The following is a 17,391-nucleotide window of genomic DNA, read 5'->3' as shown; positions in this document are numbered from 1 at the left end:
TGCTCGCTTCTCTCGCAGAGACAGGGGAGTAAGGCAGTAGGGCAGTAGGGCAGTAGGGGAAAAGGAAAAATTTCGCTGTCTCGATGGACGGCGTAGCATACTGCCCTACTGCCCTACTGCCCTACTGCCTTCCCTTCCCGTCTGTCCTCTGTGTCGCAGATAATGATCGGCGATGGCGCAGGCAACCATCGCCTCGCCGATGGGCACCGCGCGGATGCCGACGCAGGGGTCATGGCGGCCCTTGGTCATGACCTCGACGTCCTTGCCGTCCTTGTCGATCGACTTTCGCGGCGTCAGGATCGATGAAGTCGGCTTGACGGCAAAGCGCGCAACGATCGCCTGGCCGGTCGAGATGCCGCCAAGAATACCGCCGGCATTGTTGGACAGGAACACCGGCTTGCCGTCATTGCCCATGCGCATCTCGTCGGCGTTCTGCTCGCCGGTGATGCGGGCGGCCTCGAAACCATTGCCGATCTCGACACCCTTGACGGCGTTGATCGACATCAGGCCGGAGGCGATGTCCTGGTCGAGCTTGGCGTAGATCGGCGCACCGAGGCCTGCCGGAACGCCGTCGGCGACAATCTCGATCACCGCGCCGACCGAGGAGCCGGACTTGCGAATGCCGTCGAGATACTGCGTGAAGACGGGAACGGAGGCGGGATCCGGGGTGAAGAACGGGTTTTGCGCGTCGCCGATGAAATTCCAGTTCCAGTTGGCGCGGTCGATCGACTTCTCGCCCATCGACACCAGCGCGCCGCGCACCACCATGCCGGGCACCACCTTGCGGGCCAAGGCGCCAGCCGCCACGCGCGCGGCGGTCTCGCGGGCCGAGGAGCGGCCGCCGCCACGATAATCGCGTATGCCGTATTTGACGTCGTAGGTGTAGTCGGCATGACCCGGCCGGTATTGACGGGCGATCTCGCCATAGTCCTTCGAACGCTGGTCGACATTCTCGATCATCATCGAGACCGGCGTGCCGGTGGTGGTCATCGTCTCGCCGTCCTCGTCGAGCACGAAGCCCGACAGCACTTTCACCTCGTCCGGTTCGCGGCGCTGGGTGACGAAACGCGACTGGCCCGGCCGGCGCTTGTCGAGTTCGGCCTGGATATCCCGCTGCGTGAAGCGGATGCCGGGAGGGCAGCCGTCGACAACGCAGCCAAGTGCGGCGCCGTGGCTTTCGCCCCAGGTGGTGACACGGAAAAGATGGCCGAACGTGTTGTGAGACATCGCAAAGTGCCCTGCCCGGCATCGGAACCGGCTGAAGCCTGCCTTCTATTGGCGTTTTTCACAGGGGTCAAACTGTGATCTGGCGGATTTAGTTTTGACACATTCGGTTGGTTTCTGCTCTCTTCCAACCGCCGTTGAGGATCCGCCGCCATCCAAGGCGGCGTAATGACCAAAGAGGACGATGATGCGTACCCTGATTGGCGTTGTTGCCGCCACACTGCTGCTTTCCACCGCCGCTTTCGCCGGCCAGACAGAAGGCCTGATCAAGAAGGTCGACAAGGATGCGCTGACGCTGACGCTGGACGACGGCAAATCGTACAAGATGAACGACGAGACCGATCTCGACGCGCTGAAGCCCGGCATGGACATCGTCATCGCCTATGATGTGACCAATGGCGAAAACGTCATCACCGACATGGAACTGCCGGACAGCTCGGCCAACTAGCTGCCTGGCGCGGTTGAGCGAAAATGCCCATCGCTTCGTAATCCTGAGGCGAAGCTGAGGGTTGCCCTGCATTGCCGGCCTAAAGCCAGTCGAGGCTCCTGCCTTCGAGCCTCAGCACGCGATCCTGCGGTATCTGCAGATTCGCGGCTTCGTTCTCGGCCACTCCCAGAACGAAGCGGAACAAGGTGCGCATGATGCCGCCATGGGTCACGCACACGGTCTGCCGGTTCAGCGCATCGAACCACGGCTTCACCCGGACGAGCAGCATCTGATAACTCTCCGCGCCGTCGCCGGGCGGCTGAAAGTTCCATTTATCCAGCGCGCGCGTCCTGCCCGCGCCGGGATAGCGCGTCTCGAGCTCGGCAAAGGTAAATCCCTGCCAATCGCCGAAATGGACTTCGACAAGGCGAGGATCGGTCCGGTAGGCATCCGGATCGAGCTTCATCGCGGCGCGAATGCGCTGCATCGTCTCGCGCGTCCGCCGCATCGGGCTGGCAACGAAGTCGAATTCTTCGGGATTGGAGATCAGGCTAGCCAACCGATGCCCGTTCGCGCTCGCCTGCTCGCGGCCGAGCGCGTTGATGTCGGTATCGGCTTGCCCCTGAAGCCGGAATTCGGCATTCCACGCGGTCTGGCCGTGGCGCACGATATAAACCAGCGGGTACATCAGGTCTTCCGGAGGTCGGGCCAGGGCCTGGGCGGAGGAAGTTAATCCTTGACCGTCGAAATATCAGGCGCGTCGACCGCCTTCATGCCGACGACGTGATAGCCCGAATCGACATGGTGTACTTCACCGGTAACGCCACGCGACAGGTCGGACAGGAAATAGACGGCGGAATCGCCGACCTCTTCCTGCGTGACTGTCTGCTTCAGCGGCGAATTGTACTCGTTCCACTTCAGGATGTAGCGGAAATCGCCGATGCCGGATGCCGCGAGCGTCTTGATCGGGCCGGCGGAAATCGCGTTGACGCGGATCTTCTTGCCGCCGAGATCGACCGCGAGATAGCGCACGCTGGCCTCGAGCGCCGCCTTGGCGACACCCATGACGTTGTAATGCGGCATCACCTTCTCGGCGCCATAATAGGTCAGCGTCAGCAGCGAACCGCCATCGGTCATCAGCGCCTCGGCGCGCTTGGCGATGGTGGTGAAGGAATAGACCGAAATATCCATGGTGCGCAGGAAATTGTCGCGCGTCGTCTCGACATAACGGCCGGTCAGCTCGTCCTTGTCGGAAAAAGCGATGGCATGGACGAGGAAGTCGAGCTTGCCCCAATGGCTGGCGACATTGGCGAAAACCTCATCGAGGCTCGCCGGATCGGTCACATCGCAATGACCGGCGACAAAGGCGCCGAGTTCCGCAGCCAGTGGCTCGACGCGCTTCTTGAAGGCTTCACCCTGATAGGTCAGCGCAATTTCGGCACCGTGGTCGACGCAGGCCTTGGCGATGCCGTAGGCGATCGACCTGTTGTTGGCGACGCCAAGAATAAGGCCGCGCTTGCCGGCCATAAGCCCCTGTCCACCCGCCATGTGCGTGCTCTCCGCAAGATTTCTGCTTTGTGGAGAGCCCTATCGCACAGGCACAAAGCCCCTTCAAGCGCTCAAACGGGACAGTTCGGGGGACAAGAGCCGCCAATCAGCCTTTTCGGTTGCGGAACATCGCTTCGAGCGCACTGTCGCCGCCTTCCGGCAGCATAATCCGTACATGGGCGTAGAGATCGCCATGGCCGCCGGCTTTTTCCGGCAGGCCCCTGCCTTTCAGGCGCAGGACCTTGTCCGAACTCGACCACGCCGGGATGTTGACCGCAAGCCTGCCGGTGGGAGTCTCGACCGGCACCTTGGCGCCCAGCACCGCATCGGCCAGCGACACCGGCAGATCGGCATGCAAGTCGCGGCCCTCGATGCGGTACCGCGAATGCCGGCGGATGTGGATCTTGACCAGCGCGTCGCCGGGCTGGCCCGGTCCTTGCTCGCCCTGTCCCTTCAGCCGGATGATCTGGCCCTCCTCGACATAGGCCGGCAGCTTGACCGCCATCTTGCGTCCGTCGGGGAACATCGCCGTCACCTTTTCGGCGGTCGCCGCTTCCTCGACGGTGACATCGAGCGTCACGTTCAGATCGGCCGCGGTGGCCGCTTGGCGGCGGTCGCCCATGCCGGCACCGCGCGTGCCGGAAAAGGCGTCGCCGAAAATCTGGCTGAAAATGTCGCTGTTGCCATCGAACGGATCGCCGCCCGGACGCCCGGAGCGGAATTCGAAACGCGAGCCGCCGGCTCCCTGCTGCTGGCGACGGAAACCGGCAAAGGGATCGCCGCCCCCGGCCGCTCCTTCAAAACCCTGGAAACGCGGCTTGCCGTCGGCGTCGATCTCGCCACGATCGAAAGCGGCGCGTGTCTTCTCGTCGCCGACGATCTCATAAGCCTGGTTGGCCGCGGCAAAACGGTCCTTCGCCTTGGGATCATTCGGATTCTGGTCCGGATGATGCTTCTTGGCGAGTTTCCGGTACGCCGATTTTATGTCCTTGGCTGATGCGTTCTTGGCAACGCCCAGCACTTCATAGGGGTCGCGCATGCGTCCTGCCCTGGAATAGGAGTGAGTCCATAGTTGCCCTCTATATGCGCTCGCATAGGAAGAAATTCCAGTGGTGAGCGGTCATTTCAAGGGCGGAATATTAGCATCGAAAATGGAGAATCGGAGCGTCAAAGATGGAAAATCAGAGCGGCTTGAAGTCCTGCATGCGCCAGCCGCCGGCGCTGGCGAGGCACAGTTCACCCTCGAACATGACAACGCCGTCGAAGCTTTCGCGCGAGGCCTTGAAGCGGCGGCATGTCTGGCCCCTGTCCTTCAATTCCGCCAGATCGGTGATGGAGCCGCGCGACCCGGTGCCGGCGTTTGCCCACGGCACGGACTGCCCGCCGAGTTGCTCGACGTCGACCGAAGACACGGCATTGCCGATCGTCGTCTGGTCGGAATTGCGATCGGAATCGACCGGTGCGGCTGAAGCCGACGTGCTGCCGGTCAGGATCGAGCGATCGACTTCGGCCTTTTCGAGGCTGAAACCACCGGCACCGCAGGCGGCAAGCGGCAGAGCGACCATCACGATCGCCGCTTTCGTGCTGGCCGAAGCGATAACGCCCCATTGCCTGCTGTCAAAAGCTTGCGCGATACGCGACAATCGGCAATCTCCCCTGCTTCGTAAAATCTGGGCTTCGTAAAATCTGGCTTCGCGACAATTGAGAAAAACTATGAGTGACACTGAGTTAACAAGCGGTGACTTTACCGAGGCAGCCGAGCCGTTTCGCCTTTTTGCCGCATGGCTGGACGACGCCACGAAGAGCGAAATCAACGACGCGAACGGCGTGGCACTGGCCACCGTCGACGCCGAGGGCATGCCGGATGTGCGGATGGTACTGCTCAAGGGGTTCGATGAAAGCGGCTTCGTGTTCTACACGAATTTCGAGAGCGCCAAGGGCCGCGAAATTCTTGGCAGCATGAAGGCGGCGATGTGTTTCCATTGGAAATCGCTGCGCAGGCAGGTGCGCGTCCGCGGGCCGGTGGAGATCGTCAGCGACGCCGAGGCCGATGCCTACTACGCGACGCGCCCGCGCGGCAGCCGCATCGGCGCCTGGGCCTCGAAGCAGTCGCGGCCGCTGGAAAGCCGCTTCGCGCTGGAGAAGGCGGTTGCCGAATACACCGCGCGCTATGCGATCGGCGAAATTCCACGCCCCAAACATTGGTCTGGCTTCCGCATCGTGCCGCAGACGATCGAGTTCTGGCACGACAGGCCGTTCCGGCTGCACGACCGGGTGGTGTTCTCGCGCAACGCGAAAGGCGGCTGGGACAAGACGCGGCTTTATCCCTGAGGTGCAGCGCGCCAATCTCCCCCCTCGTGGGGGAGGTGCCCGGCAGGGCAGAGGGGGGCGCGAAGGATCGCCAGCCTTCGGACTTTGATGATCATGTGAACTTGTTTGCGAGCGCTACCAGCATGGGCTGAGAGGTTGGCGGGACAGCGCCCCCCTCTGTCCTGCCGGACATCTCCCCCACGAGGGGGGAGATTGGCAGTTTCCGCGTCCGCGCCCCCATTCAGGTCGGGCTTACGTCTTCTTCCTGGTCATGAACGCCGTCAGCGCGGCGCGCGCTTCGTCGGATTTCAGCCGTTCGCGGAAATGTTCGCTTTCTACCTTGATGCGCGCGACGAGGTCGTCACACGAGCCGCGCATCAGATCGCGCGCTATCTTCAGCGCCTGCGGGGGTTTGGCGGCGATCTGGCCGGCCGCGGCCAGGACCAAGGCCTCCAGCGCGCCCTCCTCGACCACCTCATAGATCAGGCCGGCGGCTTTCGCCCGTTCGGCCGAAAAGCCTTCGCCAAGGCCGAGCAGGGCGAAAGCGCTCTGCCGGCCGAGGATTTGCGGGGCAAGCAGGCTCGATCCCGCCTCCGGCACTAGGCCGAGATCGACGAAAGGCGTCCTGAACACGGTGCGTGGCGTCGCGAAAGTCAGGTCGCAATGCAGGTTGAGCGTGGTGCCGATGCCGACCGCTATGCCATCGACCCCGGAAACCATTGGCTTTTCGACCTTGGCCAGAGCCATTAGGAAATCCCAGACCTCGGTGCCGCCATCGCCACCGGTGGCCACGACCATGAAGTCGCCGAGGTCGTTGCCCGAGGAGAAGGCGCCGGGCACGCCAAGAAAAACGTGAACGCGGATCGCCGGATCGGCATCGCCTTCGGCCAGCGTCTGGGACATCTTGGCATACATGCCCCGCGTCAGCGCGTTCTTCTTGTCCGGGCGGTTCATGCGGATGATCTGAATGGCGCCCTGGCGCTCGACGAGGATATGGTCCGTCATGGTGTTTTCCTTGTGGGCGTCAGGCTGAAATCAGCGTCTTGCCGGCAGCGGCAAGGCTTTCGGCACCATCGACAACGCGTTGCTTCAACGCGCCGACCTCGCCGAGCAGGTTTTCGGCGAAGAAGCGGCAAAGCGCGATACGGGCCTGATCGGCGAGTGCCCCTTGCGCCAGATAGGCGCCGCCGGCAGCCAGCGAGATCAGCCTGAGGTAAGGCGTCGCACCCGCCAACCCCTCGTCCGACCGGCCGTCGGCCGACAGTTTCTGGAGGAAGCGGGTTGCTTGCGTCAGATCACCGAGCGCCTGGTCGAGGGCATCGGCCGTGCGGCCAAACCCTTGCAGATTGGAGATACGCACGGCTCCGGCCACCGCCGCCAATTCGTCGACGAAGCCATGCACATGGTCGCCGCCGCCAAGCGGCAGCTTGCGCGTCACCAGATCGATCGCCTGGATGCCGTTGGTGCCCTCGTAGATCGGCGCGATGCGGGCATCGCGGTAGAGCGCCGCCGCACCGGTTTCCTCGATGAAGCCCATGCCGCCATGCACCTGGAGACCGAGCGAGGCGACGTCCACGCCGACGTCGGTCGAGAACGCCTTGGCCAGGGGCGTCAAGAGATTGGCACGGTCGCGCCAATGCACGGCCTCGTCGCCGGACGATACGCGCGCCATGTCGATGGCGTGCGCGCAGCAGTAGCTGATGGCGCGCGCCACCTGCGTCAGCGCCTTCATGGTCAGGAGATTGCGCTGCACATCGGGGTGATGGACGATCGGCGCCATGCCGGCGCCGGTGTAGCTCGGCGCCTTGCCCTGGCGGCGCTCATTGGCATAGGCGATCGCCTTCTGGGTGGCGGCTTCCGCGACTGCCACGCCCTGCATGCCGACGGCGAGACGGGCATTGTTCATCATGGTGAACATGCAGGCGAGCCCCTTGTTCTCCTCGCCGATCAGCCAGCCGATCGCGCCGGGCTCGGCACCCGCGAAACCATCGCCATAGATCATGGTGCAGGTCGGCGAGGCATGAATACCGAGCTTGTGCTCAAGACCGGAACAGAAGACATCGTTGCGCGCGCCCAGCGAGCCGTCGTCGCCGACCAGGAATTTCGGCACCAGGAACAACGATATGCCGCGCGTGCCGGCCGGCGCGTCGGGCAGGCGCGCCAGCACCAGATGGATGATGTTGTCGGTGAAATCGTGCTCGCCGTAGGTGATGAATATCTTCTGGCCGAAGATACGGTAGGTGCCGTCGCCAGCAGGCTCGGCGCGGGCGCGCAAGGCAGCGAGGTCGGAGCCGGCCTGCGGCTCGGTTAGGTTCATCGTGCCCATCCATTCGCCGGAGACGAGCTTTTTGAGATATTTGGCCTTGAGGTCTTCAGAGGCGTGCTTGTCGAGCGCTTCGACCGCTCCCATGGTCAGCGTCGGGCCGATGCCGAAGGCCATGGCGGCGGAATTCCACATTTCGAGCGCGGCGACGCCAAGCATGGTCGGCAGCGCCTGGCCGCCAAACTCTTCAGGCCCGGAGAGCGCATTCCAGCCGCCGTCGATCCAGCGGCGATAGAGTTCCTTCCAGCCGGACGGCGTGATGACGGCAGCGTCCTTCAGCACTGCGCCTTGCTTATCGCCGATATTGTAGAGGGGCGCCACCTCCTCGGTAGCGAAGCGGCCGGCCTCGCTCAGAACGGCATCGACCAGATCCTCGCCGAGATCTCCGAACGTGCCGGCATCGAGGGCAGACTTCATGCCGGCCACGTGCTTCAGCGTGAACGCGATGTCCTCGACCGGTGCCCGATACATGCCGCTATCCTCCTCAACTCCCGCCCACCGACCGGCGGCGACGGGGCCGCAAACCGTCCGCCTTGGGGCGGTCTTCCCTTCTTTCTTTTTACGTAAACGTCAAATTTTGTCACGCGGATTTTGCAATCGCCCGCGCGTCGATCCGCCAAACCGCCTCAGATCCAGCTTTCGGATCGAAGCATTTCCTTAACCATAGCGGTCCAGGATTTGCCTTTGAACGACGGGGACTCCTTGTTTGAAAAGGACGGCGCGCCTCATTCGCTGCTTGAAAAGCGTCGCGCCGACGCTCTTCAAGCCTTTGTTTTCCGTGCGTGTCGTTGGCTCAAAACCGCTGCACATTTTTGGGCGACATGCGCTGGCGCTTCTCGCCTTGGCGGCGACGATGGCGCTGTCGACAGCGGCAAAGGCCTCGGATTTCTCCGAGCCGTGGAAAGACGCAGACCGCGCCCTGGTCGTTGACGCCTACGAATACAATTCCATCGACTGGGCTCAACTTGCCACAGACAAGCGCATCGCCGGCTTCATCAACAAGGCGTCCGACGGCATGCCGCCGCCCTATTTCTGTTTCGGCGGCGATACCGAGGTGAAGTTGTGCAAGGCGTTGTGGAAACGCTATGCGGTGACGCGCGAGCTGTTCCAGACGCGCAAGGTCGTCGCCAAGGCACTCGGCATGAAATGGGGCGCCTACCACCTCGCCCGCCCGGGCAATCCGGTCGAGCAGGCCAACAATTTCCTCGATTTCGCCGAACCCGCGCCGGACGACCTGCTGGCTCTCGACCTGGAAGGCAACGATCCCTCGCAATGGATGTCGCTCGACGACGCAGAGGAGTTCGTGCGCCAGGTGCATCGGCGGATCGGCCGCTTCCCGGTGCTCTACACCAACGGCAAGACAGCCCAATATATCGCCGACAACCGCTATGAATACCGGCTTCTGTCGCGCCTGCCGCTCTGGTACGCGCGCTACAAGCCTGACATCGATGTGCATTTTCCGATGGGCAACTGGCAGGGCTACGCGCTCTGGCAGTTTTCGGCGCAGGCAAATTGCGGCCGTTTCCGTTGTCCCTACCGGGTTGCCGGAACGCCTCACGATATCGACGTCAACGCCGCGCCGATGGATGTCGCCACACTGCGCCAGCAATGGCCATTCGGCGGGCTGATCGACGTGCCGGTCGACTATCTTGCCAGCGTGCCGGTGCCGGTCTCGCGGGAAGCAGCCTTGGCCGGCAAGACAATCATCACCTATGCCGACGTAGCGACGCCCCCGACTTTCGATGAAATGATGACTGTGCTCGGTTCGCGCTGGTCGCGCTTCCGCGACGGCTTCCACATGCCTGTCGTGAAGACGGTGCCGCGGCGGCCGGGCTTCGGCATCGTCCAATATGTCGCCTGGAAACGGACCGGACAGCGCTCTCCCGACCAACTCGACGCAGCTTTCACGGCGGTCGATCCGCTCAGCACTGGTTCGACCGAGATCGATCGCGGCCAGCGGTAAGCCGGCGTCCCGGACTTTCAGCCTGCCTGTTCACGCGCCACGGCCTGCCAGCCAATGTCGCGGCGGCAGAACCCATCAGGCCAGTCGATCCGGTCGAGCGCCGCATAGGCCCGTCCCTGCGCCTCACCGACCGTATCGCCGGTCGCGGTGACATTGAGAACGCGGCCGCCATTGGCGACCAGAGCGCCGCCATTGATGGCCGTGCCGGCATGGAATATCTGGACGCCGTCGCTCGCCGCTTCTTCGACGCCGCGGATCACCGATCCTTTTTCAGGCGTGCTGGGATAGCCTCTGGCCGCCATCACCACTGTCAGTGCCGCCTCGTCGCGCCAGCGTATCGACATGTGCGCAAGCTGGCCGTCGGTCGCCGCATTGAGCAGCACCAGCAGATCGTCCTTCAGCCGCATCATCAGCACCTGGCATTCCGGATCGCCGAAACGGGTGTTGTACTCGATCAGCTTCGGCCCATTGTCCGTGATCATCAGCCCGGCGAAGAGGATGCCGGCGAAGGGCGCTCCCAGTTCGGCCATGCCGCGCATGGTCGGCTCGATGATCTCGCGCATGGTGCGTTCGATCATCTGCGGCGTCATCACCGGAGCCGGCGAATAGGCGCCCATGCCGCCGGTATTGGGGCCGGTGTCGCCATCGCCGACGCGCTTGTGGTCCTGCGCGGCGCCGAAGGGAAGTGCTGTGGTGCCGTCGCAGAGGCAGAAGAAACTCGCCTCCTCGCCGGTCATGAACTCCTCGACCACCACCTCCGCGCCGGCGGCGCCGAAAGAACCGTCGAAACAGGCGTCAAGCGCGGCGAGCGCCTCATCCTGCGTCATGGCGACGGTGACGCCCTTGCCGGCGGCGAGCCCGTCGGCCTTGATGACGATCGGCGCGCCCACCTTCTCGACATAAGCTCTCGCCGAAGCCAGATCGGCGAAGCGGCCATAGGCGGCGGTAGGGATGTTGTATCTGGCGCAGAGGTCCTTGGTGAAACCCTTCGAGCCTTCCAACTGCGCGGCGGCTTTGGATGGACCGAAGATGCGGATGTTTTCGGCGCGAAGGTCGTCGGCAATGCCTGCGACCAGCGGCCCTTCAGGGCCGACGACTACGAGGTCGATTTTTTTCTCTCGGCAGAAGGCGGCGACGGCGGCGTGATCGGCGATGTCCAGCTTCACCAGTTCGGCCTCGCTGCCTATGCCCGGATTGCCGGGAGCGGCGTAAAGCTTGGTCAGCAGCGGCGAAGCGGCGATCTTCCAGGCCAGGGCATGTTCGCGGCCGCCGGAGCCGATCAACAAAACGCGCATGCCCATGTCCCTTCATTCCACGACAGGGACTGCGCTATTGCTCTCAGGGCAGCGGGTCAAGACCTTTGGCTCGATCGACCGCCGTTGGGCACCGGAACGTCGCGCGGCCGCGGACGTCCCAGGCCAATTCAGCCCTGATAGACGATCGGGAACCAGTCCTCGCGCAATTTCTGCCCCGGTTGCATGCCATGGCCATGGTAGGGCGGCGATGTGCGGCCGGGCCGCTCGACATAGTGCGCATCGTCACCGACCCAGCGCAGCGACAGCGCCCGGCGCCGCGCCGCAGTGAGGTTGCCGCGCGCGCCATGCGCGGTCCTGAAGTCGAACAGGATGGCGTCGCCCGGCTCCATCTCCCATTCGAGCACCTTCATCGACGGGTCCTTGTCGGGATCCGGCACCGGCAGATAGTCACCCTCGCCGGCATAGAAATTGCCGTCGTCGAGCCAGCGCACCGGCAGGATCATCTTGTCCCATTTGTGCGAGCCGGCGATCAGCCGCAACGTCGCTTCCTTCACCGGGTCGATGGGGATCCAGAAGCTTACCGTCTGCCGGCCATCGACGAAGTAGTAGGGAATGTCCTGATGCCAGGGCGTCAGCTTCTGGGTGCCGGGTTCCTTGACCAGGACATGATCGTGGAAGAACTGCGCGGTGCGCGACTGCATCACCGCTGCCGCCATTTGGGCGGCGGGCGATTCCCGGACCAGCTTGACGAATTCGGGGATGCGCTCCCAATTGCAATAATCGTCGAAGAAACTGCCGCGGCCATTGGCGATGTCCGATGCCGTGGCGCTGCGGTTCTGCATGTTGCGCTCGATGCCGGCGGCGATCGTGTCGACCCAGCCCTTGAACGCGCCGCGGATGCAGACCGCGCCGTCACGCTGGTAATCGGCAATCGTGTCCCCATCGATCAGTCCGGCATCAATTGTGCGGGTCGCAACTTGGGAAGCCATGGTGTCCTCCTTTCAGGATCGGCCGACTATCGCAACCCCAGCTTATTCAGTAAAATAATAACTTCGCATCCGACGCATAGACCTGGACTATGAGCATCACCCTCACGCAGCTGCGCTATCTGGTCACGGTCGCCCGCCAAGGCAGCGTCACCGGCGCGGCCAGGGCGCTGAACATTTCTCAGCCGTCGATCTCGGTGGCGATCGACGCGATTGAAAAGGACTTTGGCCAGAAGCTCTTCGTGCGGCAACGGGGAAGCGGCGTTTCGCTGACCTCCTTCGGCCGCACTGTGGTGGCGAAGGCAAGGCAGGTTCTTGCCGAGACCGACGAACTCATTGGGCTGGGTTCGCGCAAGTCCGCGGTCGCCGGCCAGTTGACGCTCGGATGCTTCGAGGACCTGGCGCCCTATTTCGCGCCGGGTCTCATCCGCGCCTTTTCGGAGCGCTATCCTGCCGTCGAAGTCATTGTCGGCGACGAGACGTTCGAGACGCTCGGGCGGCGCCTTGGAGACGCCGCCATCGATCTCGGCCTCACCTACGATCTCGGCCTGCCGTCGCATTTCGCCCGCATCCTTTTGCACGAGTTGCGGCCGCATGCGTTGCTGCCGGCGGGCCATGCGCTGGCGGATCGCCCCGAAATCAGCCTGGCGGATCTCGCCGCCTATCCGCTGATCACCACGGACCAGCCGCACAGCTGGCAGCATATGCTGGATCTGTTCCGCAGCCGCGGCCTGTCGCCGGTGGCGGACAGAGCGACGAGTTCGTTCGAACTCCAGCGCAGCATGGTGGCGAACGGCTTCGGCGTCGCCGTCAGCTACACCCGCCCGCACGGCGACCGCAGCTATGACGGGCTGCCCCTCATTTGCAAGCCGTTGTCGGATCCGCTGCCCATGCAGCGGATCATCCTCACCCATGACACGCAGCAGCGCGTGTCGAATGCGGCGCTGGCATTCGTGGAGGTGGCCAAAGACTGGTTCGCCACGTACGAAATCTTTGCCTCGTGACGGACTGACCGAGCCCGCTTGCCGCTTGACGGTTTCCGCCGCTGCTGCCACTCCATGATCATGGAACCTGTCCAATCGAAAGCGGCCCAGGGCCGCGTCGCCGACGCGCCGAACGGCCACTGGGTCTACCGCGTGCTGCCGCGCTCGATATGGCCCTATGCACAGCTTGCACGGTGGGACAGGCCGATCGGCTGGCAGCTCCTGCTGTGGCCATGCTGGTGGTCGGCGGCGCTTGCGGCGAGCGCCTATCCGCGCCATGGCGATCCGCTGCTCTCGCTGTTGCCGGCGCCACTGTATCTCGTGCTGTTTCTCATCGGCGCCATCGCCATGCGCGGCGCCGGTTGTACCTACAACGACCTTGTCGACGAGGACATCGACAACAAGGTCGAGCGCACGCGCTCGCGGCCGCTGCCGGCGGGCAAGGTCACACGCCGGCGGGCGTGGCTGTTTCTCGTCCTGCAGGCCCTGGCCGGGCTGGCGGTGCTGCTGCAATTCAACAGCTTCGCCATTCTGCTCGGCATCTGTTCGCTGGTCGTCGTCGCCATCTACCCATTCATGAAGCGCATAACCGACTGGCCGCAATTGGTTCTGGGCCTCGCCTTTTCCTGGGGCGCGCTGATGGGATGGGCGGTCGAGTTCGGCGATCTCGATGGTCCGGCCGTCATGCTCTATATCGGGTCGATCCTGTGGGTCATCGGCTACGACACGATCTACGCGCATCAGGACAAGGAAGACGATGCCATTGTCGGCGTGCGCTCGACGGCGCGCCTGTTCGGCGAAAACACCAAATCGTGGCTGGCGGGGCTCTATGGCGGAACGCTGATCTGCTTCGCGATTGCCTTTGCGTCGGCGCAGGCTCCGGTGGTTGCGCTGGCCGGCCTGATCGCCGCCGGCGCCCATATGGCCCGGCAGATCGCGGTTCTCGACATCGACAATCCGGACCAGTGCCTGCGGCTATTCCGGTCGAACAACCAGGTCGGCTGGCTGATCTTCCTCGGCCTGATCGGCGGCGCACTGTGGGTGGCGTTGAAGCCGCTGGTGTAGTCTTCTTCTCCCCGTTCTACGGGGAGAAGGTGGCGGCAGCCGGATGAGGGGCAGCGCCGACTTTGCAGAAGGCGAAAGGCACAGCAGACTATTCCCGCGAAATGATCTCCTGGCCGCCGATGACCAGTCTCAGGCCAAGGTCGCCGGCCCTGCGGCGGGCGAGGAAGCGCGGGCGGCGCGTGGTCGAAACCCGGCCCTTGCGGCGTGCCTGCGGCGGCAGCGTCTTGATGGCGGCGCCGAGCGATTCTTCAAGAGTACGGGCGACGCCATCCGACTCGATCAGCAGCATCGGCAGGCGGTAGGCCTCGGCCCAGGCGCGCCAGTCGGCTGCGACATCGTCAAGGTCGTCGGCCACCAGCAGAGGCACCGACAGCATCGGATCGTTGTGCAGAAGTTCCAATGTCACCGTGACATTGCCGTCCGGGTCCTCCATCGCGCGGGCGGCAACGCCGCGGAACGCGTTGGCGGGCAGAGCGATGATCGCCGGCACGCCGCTCATTTCGAGCAAGCGGCGGATCACGGCGCCGCGATGGTCGATGGTGAAGGTCACGTCGCCATAGTCGTCGCGCGTGGCGTAGGTCACCATTTGCGGCAGGCGGAATGGGTCGAGGCGCATGTTGCGTCCGGCCCAGACTGGCTTCAGTCCGGTGTTCATCGAGTGCCTTCCTGTCTGTCTCCTGAGAGCCGGTATCCGGTTCTCTCCGGGCCGGTTTTTCCAGCCTCGTTTGTGTGGAAACAGTAGCGCGGGCTCCTTACCGCCCCGCTTAAGAAAGTCGGTTAAATTTTGCTGATCTCAGGGATGGTTATCGGAATGCCACCAGCCAAAGATATTGAAAGGATCAGATAACCTTACCGGGATTCATGATGCCGGCCGGATCGAAGGCAGCCTTCACCCGGCGCATCAGATCGATCGCCATCGGCGGTGCGGTGGCGATCAGTTCGTCCCGCTTCAACTGGCCGATGCCATGCTCGGCCGAGATCGACCCGTGCAGGCTGCGCACGACGTCGTGCACCGCCTTGTTCATGGTGTGATAGAGATCGAGAAACGCCTCGTCGTCGCCGTCGACGGGCCGCGAAATGTTATAGTGCAGGTTGCCGTCGCCCATATGCCCGAAGCAGACGACGCGCGCGCCGGCACTGACCGACGCCACCGCGCCGGCAGCCTCTTCGATGAAGCGTGGGATAGATGCGACGGGCACCGAAATGTCGTGCTTGATCGAGGCGCCCTCCGGCTTCTGCGCTTCGGGCAGCACCTCGCGGAAATTCCAGAAGGCGTCGCCTTGGGCGATGCTGGCCGCGATCACGGCATCGCCGACGAATTCCTGCTCAAGCCCAGCCGAGAGCACGTCCTCGATCAACGCCCGCGAATCGTCCGATGAGCGGCCCGACGAAATCTGCATCAGCACATACCAAGGCCAATCTTGCGCCAGCGGCCGCGTAACGCCCTGGGCATGCGCCAGCGTGAAGTCGTATGGCCTGCGGCCGATCAGTTCGAAGGCGGTGAGTGCGGCCCCGGCGCGGTCCATGGCCAGGCCGAACACGGAAAGGGCGGCCTCGGGCGAGGACAGGCCGACGAACGCGACATCGCGCCCTTTCGGTTTCGGGAACAATTTGAGCACGGCGGCGGTGATGACGCCTAGCGTTCCCTCGGCGCCGACGAACAGGTCCTTCAGGTCGTAGCCGGTATTGTCCTTCTTCAGCTTGCGCAAATCGTCGAACACTTCGCCGGTGGGCAACACCACTTCGACGCCAAGGCAGAGCTCGCGCGCATTGCCATAGGCAAGCACGCCGGTGCCGCCGGCGTTGGACGAGAGATTGCCGCCGATCTGGCAAGACCCCTGCGCGGCCAGCGAAAGCGGGAACAGCCGGTCGACGCCATCGGCCGCCTCCTGCAGCGTCTGCAGGATGACGCCGGCCTCGACCGTCACCGTATTGGACAGGACATCGATCTCGCGGATGCGGTTCAGCCGTGACAGCGACAGGATGATCTCGCGGCCGGACCTGTCCGGCACCTGGGCGCCGACCAGCCCGGTGTTGCCGCTCTGCGGCACGACCGGGGTTCCGGTTTCGGTCGCCAGCCGCATGATCCGGCTGACCTCCTCGACGCTGCCCGGCCGCAGCACCAGCGATGTCGCGCCATGCCAGAGTCCGCGCCGTTCGATGAGATAAGGCGCGATGTCCTGCTCGTCACGCAGCGCATTTTTGTCGCCGACGATCGCCGCGAAACGGTCGATGAGAGCGGGATCGAGTTTCTTTGAAATTTCGGTCATGGCGAAAACTATGTTGCTGGCGGGATGTTGTCACGAGGGGCGGCCGCGCGCGACAGCCGATCGTTGATCGCTTCGCCGAGGCCGTCGAAGGGGACAGGCTCGACGGCGATGGTGCGCGCGCCGCTGCGGTCGAGATCCTGCATATAGGCGAAAAGATTGCTCGCCGCTTCGCGCAGGTCACCCGCTGCGGAGAGATTGCGGAACGCGGCAGCATGCCGCCAGCCTTGCGCTCGCTGGCTGCCGAACGCGAGCAAGGCTTCGCCCTCACCGACCGTGCCGGCGTTGAGCCGCATCGCGGCCCCCGGCGCATAATGCGAGGCAAGCATTCCGGGCGCCTCGACGCCGGCGGCCCCTCCGCGCAACAGCTTCATGCCGATTGCCGCTTCGATCTCCTCGGCGGCGATGCCGCCGGGCCTCAGCAGCCGCAAGTTCTCGCCTTCGGCCTTGACGATGGTCGATTCCAGCCCGACCGGCGTTGCGCCGCCGTCGACCACCAGCTTTATGCGCGCGCCGAGATCCGCCGCCACCGCTTGCGCCGTCGTGGCGCTGATCTTGCCGGACGAATTGGCGCTCGGAGCGGCAAGCGGGCGGCCAAGCCTGGCGATGAGGTCGCCGCCAAAGCCCCTCGGCATGCGCAAGGCGATCGTGTCGAGCCCGGCCGTGACCAGCGGATGGATGCCGTTGCCGGCCCGCTGCGGCAGCACCAGCGTCAGCGGACCAGGCCAGAAGGCAAGCGCCAGCTTCCTCGACAACGGATCGAACGAGGCGATGCGCTCGGCCATCGCCATGTCTGAGACATGGGCGATCAGCGGGTTGAAGCGCGGCCGCCCCTTGGCCTCGAAGATGCGCGCCACGCCAATGCCATTGGTGGCATCGCCGGCCAGCCCGTAGACCGTTTCCGTCGGAATGGCGACGACATCGCCACCCCTAAGCAGCGTCAGCGCCCGCTCCAGAGCTTCGCCGACGGCAAGTATTTCAGCCACTCTCGTCACCTCACAGATGAGGGGTGCGTAGTACGATGGTGGCCGTTGGGCAA

The 17,391-nt window shown here is 64.0% G+C and carries 17 protein-coding genes; 5 read left to right on the top strand and 12 right to left on the bottom strand.

Annotated elements, in window-relative coordinates:
• Positions 1-105: 105 nt before the first annotated feature.
• Positions 106-1,227, bottom strand: a complete 1,122-nt coding sequence (aroC, locus tag NKI49_RS11370) for a chorismate synthase (protein WP_352598721.1) — start codon at positions 1,225-1,227, stop codon at positions 106-108.
• A 184-nt stretch (positions 1,228-1,411) separates the two neighbouring features.
• Here aroC and NKI49_RS11365 point away from each other — a divergent pair, with 184 nt between their 5' ends.
• A complete protein-coding gene (locus NKI49_RS11365; RefSeq protein WP_352695633.1) occupies positions 1,412-1,672 on the top strand; it encodes a DUF1344 domain-containing protein in 261 nt (86 codons plus the stop codon).
• Between the two features lie 79 nt (positions 1,673-1,751).
• Here NKI49_RS11365 and NKI49_RS11360 read toward each other — a convergent pair whose 3' ends face one another.
• The 4 genes from NKI49_RS11360 to NKI49_RS11345 all read right to left on the bottom strand — a co-directional run bounded on the left by NKI49_RS11360 (position 1,752) and on the right by NKI49_RS11345 (position 4,842).
• Positions 1,752-2,339 (bottom strand): histidine phosphatase family protein, encoded by a 588-nt coding sequence (locus NKI49_RS11360; RefSeq protein ID WP_352598722.1) that lies wholly within the window; start codon positions 2,337-2,339, stop codon positions 1,752-1,754.
• 41 nt (positions 2,340-2,380) lie between these two features.
• Positions 2,381-3,199, bottom strand: coding sequence for an enoyl-ACP reductase FabI (gene fabI / locus NKI49_RS11355; protein ID WP_352598723.1), 819 nt, complete (start codon positions 3,197-3,199; stop codon positions 2,381-2,383).
• Positions 3,200-3,305: 106 nt separating this feature from the next.
• Positions 3,306-4,238 carry a DnaJ C-terminal domain-containing protein gene (locus tag NKI49_RS11350; protein WP_027022972.1) on the bottom strand — a complete coding sequence of 311 codons (933 nt, stop codon included), beginning with the start codon at positions 4,236-4,238 and terminating at the stop codon, positions 3,306-3,308.
• Between the two features lie 142 nt (positions 4,239-4,380).
• Entirely contained in the window at positions 4,381-4,842 is a 462-nt protein-coding gene (locus NKI49_RS11345) for an RT0821/Lpp0805 family surface protein (RefSeq protein WP_352598724.1), read from the bottom strand.
• A gap of 70 nt (positions 4,843-4,912) precedes the next feature.
• Here NKI49_RS11345 and pdxH point away from each other — a divergent pair, with 70 nt between their 5' ends.
• The gene (pdxH, locus tag NKI49_RS11340) at positions 4,913-5,530 is read left to right on the top strand and encodes a pyridoxamine 5'-phosphate oxidase (RefSeq protein ID WP_352598725.1); all 618 of its coding nucleotides are present in this window, start codon (positions 4,913-4,915) and stop codon (positions 5,528-5,530) included.
• Between the two features lie 231 nt (positions 5,531-5,761).
• Here pdxH and NKI49_RS11335 read toward each other — a convergent pair whose 3' ends face one another.
• Both NKI49_RS11335 and NKI49_RS11330 read right to left on the bottom strand, forming a co-directional pair.
• Positions 5,762-6,514, bottom strand: coding sequence for a crotonase/enoyl-CoA hydratase family protein (locus NKI49_RS11335; RefSeq protein WP_352598726.1), 753 nt, complete (start codon positions 6,512-6,514; stop codon positions 5,762-5,764).
• A gap of 19 nt (positions 6,515-6,533) precedes the next feature.
• A complete protein-coding gene (locus tag NKI49_RS11330) occupies positions 6,534-8,303 on the bottom strand; it encodes an acyl-CoA dehydrogenase family protein (protein WP_352598727.1) in 1,770 nt (589 codons plus the stop codon).
• Positions 8,304-8,685: 382 nt separating this feature from the next.
• Between NKI49_RS11330 and NKI49_RS11325 the strand changes: the two genes are divergently transcribed.
• Complete coding sequence (locus NKI49_RS11325) at positions 8,686-9,795, top strand: glycoside hydrolase family 25 protein (protein WP_352598728.1); 1,110 nt, start codon at positions 8,686-8,688, stop codon at positions 9,793-9,795.
• Between the two features lie 17 nt (positions 9,796-9,812).
• Here NKI49_RS11325 and purD read toward each other — a convergent pair whose 3' ends face one another.
• Entirely contained in the window at positions 9,813-11,090 is a 1,278-nt protein-coding gene (gene purD, locus NKI49_RS11320; protein WP_352598729.1) for a phosphoribosylamine--glycine ligase, read from the bottom strand.
• A gap of 128 nt (positions 11,091-11,218) precedes the next feature.
• The gene (locus NKI49_RS11315; protein ID WP_352598730.1) at positions 11,219-12,040 is read right to left on the bottom strand and encodes a phytanoyl-CoA dioxygenase family protein; all 822 of its coding nucleotides are present in this window, start codon (positions 12,038-12,040) and stop codon (positions 11,219-11,221) included.
• Between the two features lie 89 nt (positions 12,041-12,129).
• On the opposite strand from NKI49_RS11315, the gene NKI49_RS11310 reads away from it, so the two are divergent.
• A complete protein-coding gene (locus NKI49_RS11310) occupies positions 12,130-13,041 on the top strand; it encodes a LysR family transcriptional regulator (RefSeq protein WP_352598731.1) in 912 nt (303 codons plus the stop codon).
• A gap of 60 nt (positions 13,042-13,101) precedes the next feature.
• The gene (gene ubiA, locus NKI49_RS11305; protein ID WP_352598929.1) at positions 13,102-14,085 is read left to right on the top strand and encodes a 4-hydroxybenzoate octaprenyltransferase; all 984 of its coding nucleotides are present in this window, start codon (positions 13,102-13,104) and stop codon (positions 14,083-14,085) included.
• Between the two features lie 88 nt (positions 14,086-14,173).
• On the opposite strand, the gene NKI49_RS11300 is transcribed toward ubiA, so the two are convergent.
• The 3 genes from NKI49_RS11300 to NKI49_RS11290 form a co-directional block, all read right to left on the bottom strand.
• Positions 14,174-14,740 carry a DUF6101 family protein gene (locus NKI49_RS11300; protein WP_027022983.1) on the bottom strand — a complete coding sequence of 189 codons (567 nt, stop codon included), beginning with the start codon at positions 14,738-14,740 and terminating at the stop codon, positions 14,174-14,176.
• A 184-nt stretch (positions 14,741-14,924) separates the two neighbouring features.
• Positions 14,925-16,355 carry an FAD-binding oxidoreductase gene (locus NKI49_RS11295; RefSeq protein WP_352598732.1) on the bottom strand — a complete coding sequence of 477 codons (1,431 nt, stop codon included), beginning with the start codon at positions 16,353-16,355 and terminating at the stop codon, positions 14,925-14,927.
• A gap of 8 nt (positions 16,356-16,363) precedes the next feature.
• Positions 16,364-17,338: an L-threonylcarbamoyladenylate synthase gene (locus tag NKI49_RS11290; RefSeq protein ID WP_352598733.1), complete on the bottom strand. Its 975-nt coding sequence runs from the start codon at positions 17,336-17,338 to the stop codon at positions 16,364-16,366.
• Positions 17,339-17,391: the final 53 nt, after the last annotated feature.

The organism is Mesorhizobium sp. M0587, from assembly GCF_040320945.1.
Classification (GTDB): Bacteria; Pseudomonadota; Alphaproteobacteria; order Rhizobiales; family Rhizobiaceae; genus Mesorhizobium.
The sequence above is the reverse complement of the archived record's forward strand: the minus strand, read 5'-3'. Positions and strand labels throughout refer to the sequence as shown.

What these genes read in the sequence shown, in the direction of transcription:
- aroC (WP_352598721.1), bottom strand. Translation starts at nt 1,227, where the DNA reads ATGTCTCACAACACGTTCGGCCATCTTTTCCGTGTCACCACCTGGGGC.
- NKI49_RS11365 (WP_352695633.1), top strand. Translation starts at nt 1,412, where the DNA reads ATGCGTACCCTGATTGGCGTTGTTGCCGCCACACTGCTGCTTTCCACC.
- NKI49_RS11360 (WP_352598722.1), bottom strand. Translation starts at nt 2,339, where the DNA reads ATGTACCCGCTGGTTTATATCGTGCGCCACGGCCAGACCGCGTGGAAT.
- fabI (WP_352598723.1), bottom strand. Translation starts at nt 3,199, where the DNA reads ATGGCGGGTGGACAGGGGCTTATGGCCGGCAAGCGCGGCCTTATTCTT.
- NKI49_RS11350 (WP_027022972.1), bottom strand. Translation starts at nt 4,238, where the DNA reads ATGCGCGACCCCTATGAAGTGCTGGGCGTTGCCAAGAACGCATCAGCC.
- pdxH (WP_352598725.1), top strand. Translation starts at nt 4,913, where the DNA reads ATGAGTGACACTGAGTTAACAAGCGGTGACTTTACCGAGGCAGCCGAG.
- NKI49_RS11335 (WP_352598726.1), bottom strand. Translation starts at nt 6,514, where the DNA reads ATGACGGACCATATCCTCGTCGAGCGCCAGGGCGCCATTCAGATCATC.
- NKI49_RS11330 (WP_352598727.1), bottom strand. Translation starts at nt 8,303, where the DNA reads ATGTATCGGGCACCGGTCGAGGACATCGCGTTCACGCTGAAGCACGTG.
- NKI49_RS11325 (WP_352598728.1), top strand. Translation starts at nt 8,686, where the DNA reads ATGGCGCTGTCGACAGCGGCAAAGGCCTCGGATTTCTCCGAGCCGTGG.
- purD (WP_352598729.1), bottom strand. Translation starts at nt 11,090, where the DNA reads ATGCGCGTTTTGTTGATCGGCTCCGGCGGCCGCGAACATGCCCTGGCC.
- NKI49_RS11315 (WP_352598730.1), bottom strand. Translation starts at nt 12,040, where the DNA reads ATGGCTTCCCAAGTTGCGACCCGCACAATTGATGCCGGACTGATCGAT.
- NKI49_RS11310 (WP_352598731.1), top strand. Translation starts at nt 12,130, where the DNA reads ATGAGCATCACCCTCACGCAGCTGCGCTATCTGGTCACGGTCGCCCGC.
- ubiA (WP_352598929.1), top strand. Translation starts at nt 13,102, where the DNA reads ATGGAACCTGTCCAATCGAAAGCGGCCCAGGGCCGCGTCGCCGACGCG.
- NKI49_RS11300 (WP_027022983.1), bottom strand. Translation starts at nt 14,740, where the DNA reads ATGAACACCGGACTGAAGCCAGTCTGGGCCGGACGCAACATGCGCCTC.
- NKI49_RS11295 (WP_352598732.1), bottom strand. Translation starts at nt 16,355, where the DNA reads ATGACCGAAATTTCAAAGAAACTCGATCCCGCTCTCATCGACCGTTTC.